The 7,157-nt window shown below is 72.4% G+C and carries 6 protein-coding genes; 2 read left to right on the top strand and 4 right to left on the bottom strand.

Features of this window, described 5'->3' with window-relative positions:
* Window positions 1–40 precede the first annotated feature (40 nt).
* The 4 genes from ACH5AO_RS12980 to ACH5AO_RS12995 form a co-directional block, all read right to left on the bottom strand.
* The gene (locus ACH5AO_RS12980; RefSeq protein WP_398924295.1) at window positions 41–796 is read right to left on the bottom strand and encodes an AIM24 family protein; all 756 of its coding nucleotides are present in this window, start codon (window positions 794–796) and stop codon (window positions 41–43) included.
* Window positions 797–813: 17 nt separating this feature from the next.
* Window positions 814–1,494, bottom strand: a complete 681-nt coding sequence (locus ACH5AO_RS12985) for an AIM24 family protein (protein ID WP_085572876.1) — start codon at window positions 1,492–1,494, stop codon at window positions 814–816.
* 12 nt (window positions 1,495–1,506) lie between these two features.
* Window positions 1,507–3,216, bottom strand: coding sequence for a TerD family protein (locus ACH5AO_RS12990; RefSeq protein ID WP_398924296.1), 1,710 nt, complete (start codon window positions 3,214–3,216; stop codon window positions 1,507–1,509).
* 136 nt (window positions 3,217–3,352) lie between these two features.
* Window positions 3,353–3,949 carry a M48 family metallopeptidase gene (locus ACH5AO_RS12995; RefSeq protein ID WP_398924297.1) on the bottom strand — a complete coding sequence of 199 codons (597 nt, stop codon included), beginning with the start codon at window positions 3,947–3,949 and terminating at the stop codon, window positions 3,353–3,355.
* Window positions 3,950–4,165: 216 nt separating this feature from the next.
* Between ACH5AO_RS12995 and ACH5AO_RS13000 the strand changes: the two genes are divergently transcribed.
* Entirely contained in the window at window positions 4,166–5,392 is a 1,227-nt protein-coding gene (locus ACH5AO_RS13000) for a TOMM precursor leader peptide-binding protein (protein ID WP_398924298.1), read from the top strand.
* Window positions 5,385–6,752 (top strand): ABC1 kinase family protein, encoded by a 1,368-nt coding sequence (locus tag ACH5AO_RS13005; protein ID WP_398924299.1) that lies wholly within the window; start codon window positions 5,385–5,387, stop codon window positions 6,750–6,752. Before ACH5AO_RS13000 ends, ACH5AO_RS13005 begins: the two co-directional genes overlap by 8 nt.
* Window positions 6,753–7,157: the final 405 nt, after the last annotated feature.

A 7,157-nucleotide genomic window follows, 5' to 3' on the forward strand; every position in this document is an offset into this window, starting at 1 on the left:
GAGGGGCGGCCGCCGTGGCGGCCGCCCCTCACCGGTGCGTTCAGCTCCAGACGTTGCCCTGGTTCTGGCCGCGGGCCCCCTGCTGTCCCACACCGTACTGGGCGGCGACGCCCGAGCCGATCTGGGCGTTCTGCGGCGGCAGCAGCTCGCTGGGCTGGACGAGCGCGAAGCCGTTGCCCATGAAGCTGAGCTCCCAGCCCTCGCCGGTGTTGCCGCGGCGCCGCCACACCCCGGAGGAGTGGGTCTGGGCCTGCATCTGCACGCGCAGGGACGTGGACCAGGCGACGATCGCGTCGGCGTCGCAGTTGACGTACTTGTCCGGTGTCACCTGCATCAGCAGCGGCATGCCCGAGGTCATCAGGGCGACCTTGCCGCGGCCGGTGATGTTGAGCTGGTACTTCCCGGAGCCGGAGATGCCGTACAGGCTGTCGACGGCGATGACCTCGTGGTGCAGCGAGGAGTCCATCGCGAGCACGTAGCTGCTGTCGACCGTCAGCCCGTCCTGCTCCACCTCCATGACGTGGATGCGCTGGGCGAGGTTGGCGAGGTAGACGGTGCCCTGCCCGTGGCAGCGCATCAGGTCGAGTCCCTCACCGGTCTGCGCACGCGCGCGTGACGCGCTGTTGCCCTGGAACTCGGCGTCGAACTCGACGAGTCCCTGGTAGGCGACCATGGTGCCCTTGCGGGCGAGGACGTCGTCGTGACCCTCCAGGGCGACGCGGAGCATCTGCTGGTTCTGCAGGCTCCAGCGCTCCTGGGTCTGCTGGTCGTTGAAGGCGAAAAGCGGGCTCTGCATGGTGTGGTTGCTCCCCCTCAGCCCCGGACCCGGAGGCGGTCGGTGCTGTCCTCACTGGGCTGGACGACGACGATGCCCTGACCGGAGAAGGCCATCTGGTAGGCCTCTCCGCTGCCGCGGCCGATCAGCGACTGGGCGCGGAAGCTGCGCTTGCCCTTCACCTTGAGGTTCGGGGACCAGGCGACCAGGGCGTCCGGGTCGACGTACGTCTCGTCGTCGCCTCCGCCGCAGTCCACGACGATCGGCTTGCCGCGCGAGGTCAGCGCGACCCAGCCCTGCCCGGAGATCCTGGTGTTCCACAGGCCCTGTCCGGCGAACTTCGCCAGGCCCTTGACCCGCTCCACGCCCCACGTGAGGTGGGCGTCGAAGGCGAGCAGGTTGGTGGCGTTGACGGAGATGCCGTCGCCGTTGAGGTTGATCACGACGACGTTGGCGCCGTAGTCGGCGAGGTAGAGCAGGCCGTCGCCGGAGCACTTCATCAGCGGCGCGCCCTCACCGGTGAGCCAGTCCTTGGCGATCTGGCGGACGGCCGGCGGGTTGGGCTCGTACTGGACGAACCCCTCGTAGGCGACCATCGAGCCCACGCGCGCGAGGAGGTCGTTCCCGGTCTGCATGGCGATCTTCGCCATGTGGTTGCCGTGGTTCTCCATGCGGGCGGTGACGGGGGCGGGGGCGTAGCCCGCGAGTGGCTGGTTCATGACGGGCTCCCTTTAGATCTCGTACGGCTGGACGACGATGAAGTTGCCGGGTGCGCCCCTGAACTGGAGGTTCACGCTCTCCCCGGTGTCGCCGGGGTAGGAGTTGCGGCGCATCCGCACCTGGCTGGAGACGACCACCTGGGAGGCGGCCGACCAGGCGACCACGGCGTTGCAGTCGGCGAACGTGGTGGGCGTGACCGGCAGCACCACCGGCGTGCCGTGGGTCTTGACGACGATGGTGCCGGTCCCCTGGAACTGCATCGTGAACAGCGCGCCGCCCGGGATGCCGTGCCCCTCGATGCGGCGGACCTCGTACTGGAGGCCCTCGTCGAAGGCGAGGACGTTCTCGGCGGAGACGCACACGGCGTCACCCTGGAGCTCGATCGGGTGCAGCATCGTGGAGTTCTCGGCGAAGAACACCTGGCCCTTGCCGGTGCAGCGCATCAGCTGCATCTCCTGGCCGGTGGCGTTGCCGACGATGCGGCCGGAGAAGCCGGCGCCCTTGTAGCTGAAGTCGACCTTGCCCTGGTAGAGCACCATGCTGCCCTGCCGGGCCAGGACGGGCTGCTCGCCGATGCCGAGGTCGACGCGGACGAGCTTCTTGTTCTGCTGCGTCCAGCGCTGACCGGTGGGCGTCTCCTTGAACTGCTGAAGCGCGCCGAGCACGCCGGAGCCCTGCGGTGCGCCCTGGGGTGCTCCGTAGGGGGCCTGCTGGCCGGGCGGCTGTCCGGGCGGGGGCTGCTGGCCGTAGCCCGGAGGGGGTGTGGGCTGTCCGTAACCGGGCGGCTGGGCGGGGGCCTGCGGCTGTCCGTAACCGGGCGGCGGGACAGGTGCCTGCGGGGCCTGCGGCTGTCCGTAGCCCGGAGGCGGCGGGGCGGGCTGGCCGTACGGCGGCTGCTGGCCCGGCTGGCCGTAGGGCGCGGGCGCCGGCGCCGGGGGCGGCACCGGGGAGCCGCCGGGCGGGGTGTGCAGGGGGGCGACGATGGTCGGCGCGGTGTGCACCGGCGGTGCGGAAGGCGCGGGGGCCGGCGGCGGCGCGAAACCCTGTGCGGCGGGCTGGGGCGCGGGGGCCGGAGCGGGCGCGGCGCCTGCGGGTACGCCGAACGCGGGCGGGGCGGTGGCCTGGGCGGGCGGGGCGAAACCGGGCGCGGCTCCGCCCGCTTCCGGCTGCTGCTGGGCGGCGGCCGGCTCGTCCTCGGCGACCTCGCCGCCGAAGTTCCGCAGCAGCGCGTCGAGCCCACCGTCGAAGCCCTGCCCGACGGCGGCGAACCGCCAGACGTCCTTGAAGTAGAAGTCGCCCAGCATCACGGCCCGCTCGGTGGAGAACTCCGAGCCGTTGAACGGGTACCGGGCCACCTCCTCGCCGCCCGCGACGATACGGATGTACCCGGGACCGATCTGCGACATCTGCCCGGCACCGTCGAGGGTCGCCGTGAAGGACAGCTTCCTGATCTGCTGCGGGATCCGGTCCAGCGTCACGCGGAACGACTCCGTGTCGCCCGCCTGGGCGCCCAGGAGCTGAACGGACTCCTCGGGGGACTTCGGCTGGTTGTAGAAGACGAAGTAACGGTCGTCGGAGAGCCGCTCGTCGGCGTCGAGACCGAAGCAGCTGATGTCGAAGGTCAGCCCCGGACCGGAGATCTGCACGCCTACGTACAGATCCGTACCCGCCGTGAGGTCACTGATCCTGGCCTTGTGGCCGCGTTGGAATTCCCTGGCCATACGTACGACCGTCCCCCATCCCGAATGTGAGTGCGTCGCGCCAGGCTAACGGCAAACCCGGACACCGGATGAAGTCGGTACAGACCCGGTACACAACGCGTGCGCAGGCCTACGGTGTGCTCACTTCGGGCCGTGCTCACGCATCCCGCGCACCCGGCACATGCGGCAGCCGCGCGGCCGCGACCACCCCTTCGAGGTAGCCGCGGGCCCGCTCGGTCCTCGGATACGCCTCCAGCAGCCGCCAGAAACGCGGGCCGTGTCCGGGCACCAGAAGGTGCGCCAGCTCATGGCAGAGGACGTAGTCGACGACGTACTCGGGCATGCCCTGCAGCCGGTGCGACAGCCGGATGCTTCCCTCGGACGGGGTGCACGAGCCCCAGCGCGTGTTCTGGTTGGTGACCCAGCGCACCGAGACGGGCCTGGCCCGCCCGTCGAAGTACTGGTCGGACAGCCGCCGGGCGCGCTCGGCCAGCTCCGTGTCCCCGAGGGTCCGCCTGCTCTCCTGCGCGGCCAGCTTGTCGAGCATGACGGTCACCCAGCGCTGCTCCTCCGCCTCGGACATCCGGGCAGGGATGAGTACGACGGTGCGATCGCCCTCGCGGTACGCGGAGACCGTTCTGCGGCGGCGGGCGCTCCTGCGGACCTCGATCGCGCTCGCCCATGAGCCGTTCGTCGGCTGGCTCGTCGTGCTGCGCTGTGGCGTTCCGGCGCGGTGCAGTGGGTCGGCGGGCACGCCCCGACGGTACCCGCTGCACACGGGGAAGTCTTGGCTCCGGAACGGTTCCATGGCGTTCCCCCCACCGGGCGCCGGATTTATACGATGAATCCTGCTGCCTGTGGACAACTTTCGGCAGTCCTCGCCCCGTCCCGGCATGCTGGCACGTGTCGGACGAGCCGTGAAGGGCTCGACCGTCCAACGGGGACGATCCGGGACATACGGGGGCCTGTCATGCATCCGATGGTCAAGCCCGCGCTTCGGCGCGGATGGCGCGATCTCAACACCGTGCAGTTCGGGATGACACCGGCGCACGCGTTGACGCTGGGTCCTGTGGACACGGCCACGGGCAGCTTCCTCGACCTGCTCGACGGCACCCGCGGGCTGGAGCTCCTGCGGGAGGAGGCACGGCGCATGGACCTGCCCGAGGGGCATGTCGACCGGCTGGTGCGCCGGCTGTCGCGGGCCGGGCTGCTGGACGACTCGCGGGGCGGCGGGCCGGACGCCGAGGCCCTGCGGGAGAGACCGGAGGTGCTCGACCGGCTCCGTCCGGATCTGGCGTCCCTCGCCCTGATCACCTCCGAACCGGGTGACCCGCTCCGTCGGCTGGCGGCGCGCCGCAGTATGCGGGTGCAGGTGAGGGGCGGGGGCCGGGTGGGCACCACCCTCGCGGCACTGCTGTCGGGGGCCGGGGTGCACGAGGTCGACGTGCGCGACGTCGGGCGGGTCGAGCCGTGGGACGTCGCGCCGGGCGGGCTGCCCGCCGAGGCCGTCGGCGACCGCAGGGACGAGGCGGCCCGCCGCGCGGTGCGCCGGGCCGCCCCGGACCGCCCGCCGCGCCGGACCGCCCGGTCTCCCCTCGCTGAGGGCGACCCCGGCTTCGGTCTGGTCGTCCTCGCCCCGCGGGACGACGTCGCCGTGCACGCGCCCGACCCGGCGGCCGCCGAAACCCTGGTGACCTCGGGCACACCCCACCTCTACGCCGGTGTCGTGGAGGGGACCGGTGTGGTCGGCCCGCTGGTCCTGCCCGGCGAGACGAGCTGTGCGGGCTGTCTCCAGCAGGACCGCACCGACCGGGACCCGGTCTGGCCGCGCCTGGCCGCCCAGTGGCGCTCCGGTCGGCAGCGCCGGGTGGGCGCCTGCGACGTGACGCTGGCCACGACGGTGGCCGGACTCGCGGCCGCTCACGCGCTCGCCTTCCTGGACGGCCGGGTCCCGTCCAGCGCCGGCGCACGCTGGGAGGTCTCCCTCCCCGCTCTGCGCTGGCACGCGCGCCCGGTCCGGCCGCACCCGGCCTGCCCGTGCGGAGCCGCGCGCACAGATCCGGAAAAAGGTAAGGGAGAACACACCTCCGGGGACGGGGGGTCACACGAGACAATGACCGTGCACGGGCCGTCGGAGGAGTGGCGCCGCAAGGCGGACGCGAAGCGGCCGGCAGGGACTTGGAGGGCGCATGTCTGATCTTCCCCGCAAGGCGGTCACCCGGACCGCCAAGCTGGCCGCGCTCCCGCTCGGCTTCGCCGGGCGGGCTACCTGGGGGCTCGGCAAGCGGATCGTGGGCGAGTCCGCGGAGCTTGTCGGCCGCGAGCTCCAGCAGCGCACCGCCGAGCAGCTGTTCAAGGTGCTCGGCGAGCTCAAGGGCGGTGCGATGAAGTTCGGCCAGGCCCTGTCGGTCTTCGAATCGGCCCTGCCGGAGGAAGTCGCCGGTCCCTACCGGGCGGCGCTGACCAAGCTGCAGGAGGCCGCCCCTCCGATGCCCACCCGTACCGTCCACGCGGTGCTGGAGGAGCGGCTGGGCGCGGGCTGGCAGGAGCTGTTCCTGGAGTTCGAGGACAAGCCGTCCGCCGCGGCCTCGATCGGCCAGGTGCACCGGGCGGTGTGGCACGACGGCCGCGAGGTGGCGGTCAAGGTGCAGTACCCGGGAGCCGGCGAAGCCCTGCTGTCCGACCTGAACCAGCTGAGCCGCTTCGCCCGTCTGCTGGGGCCGCTCATCCCCGGCATGGACGTCAAGCCGCTGATCACCGAGCTCAAGGACCGGGTCTCCGAAGAACTGGACTACGGCCTGGAGGCCCGGGCCCAGCGGGCCCACGCCGAGGAGTTCGACGACGATCCCGACGTCGTCGTGCCGGATGTGGTCCACCAGTGCGAGCAGGTGCTGATCACCGAGTGGATGGACGGCACACCACTGTCGGAGATCATCTCGGACGGCACGCAGGCCCAGCGTGACCGGGCCGGCCAGCTTCTGGCCCGCTTCCTGTTCTCCGGTCCTGCCCGCACCGGTCTGCTGCACGCCGACCCGCATCCCGGCAACTTCCGTCTGCTGCCCGGCGGTCCGGGCGGCGAGGACGACTGGCGTCTGGGCGTACTGGACTTCGGCACCGTGGACCGGCTCCCGGGCGGGCTGCCCGAGCCCATCGGCGAGGCCCTGCGGATGACGCTGGACGGCGAGGCGGAGGCCGTCTACGAGATGCTCTGCGCCGAGGGCTTCGTCAAGGAGTCGATCGAGCTGGACCCCGACGCCGTCCTCGACTACCTCCTGCCGATCATCGAGCCGGCCCAGGCCGACGAGTTCACCTTCACCCGCGGCTGGATCCGGAGCCAGGCGGCCCGGATAGCGGACCCCCGCTCCCCCGCCTACCAGCTGGCCAAGCAGCTCAACCTTCCCCCGGCCTACCTCCTGATCCACCGGGTGACCCTGAGCACGATCGGCGTGCTCTGTCAGCTGGGGGCGACGGTGCGGCTGCGGGAGGAACTGGAGGAGTGGCTGCCGGGCTTCGTCCCGGAGGAACCGGCGGCGGAGGAACCGGCCGCCCAGGCCTGACGGCGCCGAGGGGCACGTCGAGCGCCGCGGGCACGGGTTGCCCCTGCCACCACCGCGGGCCCGGGCGGCCCCCGATCGCCCGCGGGTCGTCGCGGGAGCGCACCGCACAGGAGTGACGGCGGGTGTCCTCCTCCGCGGAGAAGGACCAGGTCGGCTGCTGTCCCTCGGCGCGGGTGCCGCAGCGGGCACACACCGGCGGCTCCGGCCCCGCCGCGGCACCGCCGTCGTCACTGACACCGGGGACTCGTCGCCCGGCGACGGCAACGCCGCTCCCGACGGCCCGCCCCGCACGACGCACCGCGGGGGGCGGGGCGGGTGTAACGGCCCGCCCCCCCGGGGGGAGCGGGGGCGGCGGGCGGGGGGGACCCCCGCGTCAGGGGGGAGCCGGGTAAGCCATTACGCCCA

This window comes from Streptomyces sp. NPDC018964, assembly GCF_044390325.1.
In the GTDB taxonomy this organism is placed as follows: Bacteria; Actinomycetota; Actinomycetes; order Streptomycetales; family Streptomycetaceae; genus Streptomyces.

Bases quoted from the DNA above. Each gene is read 5' to 3' on its own strand.
- ACH5AO_RS13005 (WP_398924299.1), top strand. From the start codon at position 5,385: ATGTCTGATCTTCCCCGCAAGGCGGTCACCCGGACCGCCAAGCTGGCC.
- ACH5AO_RS13000 (WP_398924298.1), top strand. From the start codon at position 4,166: ATGCATCCGATGGTCAAGCCCGCGCTTCGGCGCGGATGGCGCGATCTC.
- ACH5AO_RS12990 (WP_398924296.1), bottom strand. From the start codon at position 3,216: ATGGCCAGGGAATTCCAACGCGGCCACAAGGCCAGGATCAGTGACCTC.
- ACH5AO_RS12985 (WP_085572876.1), bottom strand. From the start codon at position 1,494: ATGAACCAGCCACTCGCGGGCTACGCCCCCGCCCCCGTCACCGCCCGC.
- ACH5AO_RS12980 (WP_398924295.1), bottom strand. From the start codon at position 796: ATGCAGAGCCCGCTTTTCGCCTTCAACGACCAGCAGACCCAGGAGCGC.